This window comes from Streptomyces fumanus (assembly GCF_014655295.1).
In the GTDB taxonomy this organism is placed as follows: Bacteria; Actinomycetota; Actinomycetes; order Streptomycetales; family Streptomycetaceae; genus Streptomyces; species Streptomyces fumanus.
Window position 1 is genome coordinate 1 of sequence record NZ_BNBI01000044.1, and the last position, 562, is coordinate 562.

General features: G+C 63.2%; 1 pseudogene. It reads right to left on the minus strand.

The window, feature by feature from the left end:
* Positions 1-562, minus strand: a pseudogene (locus IE316_RS35215) (IS3-like element IS6110/IS987 family transposase); the annotation flags it as partial.

Here is a 562-nt window from a genome sequence, read left to right on the forward strand (position 1 = left end):
CGCGGTGGCCAACTCGACATCCTCGATGGACCGCCAGGGCTTGCCGGGTTTGATCAGCTCGGTCTTGTATAGGCCGTTGATCGTCTCGGCTAGTGCATTGTCATAGGAGCTTCCGACCGCTCCGACCGACGGTTGGATGCCTGCCTCGGCGAGCCGCTCGCTGAACCGGATCGATGTGTACTGAGATCCCCTATCCGTATGGTGGATAACGTCTTTCAGGTCGAGTACGCCTTCTTGTTGGCGGGTCCAGATGGCTTGCTCGATCGCGTCGAGGACCATGGAGGTGGCCATCGTGGAAGCGACCCGCCAGCCCAGGATCCTGCGAGCGTAGGCGTCGGTGACAAAGGCCACGTAGGCGAACCCTGCCCAGGTCGACACATAGGTGAGGTCTGCTACCCACAGCCGGTTAGGTGCTGGTGGTCCGAAGCGGCGCTGGACGAGATCGGCGGGACGGGCTGTGGCCGGATCAGCGATCGTGGTCCTGCGGGCTTTGCCGCGGGTGGTCCCGGACAGGCCGAGTTTGGTCATCAGCCGTTCGACGGTGCATCTGGCCACCTCGATG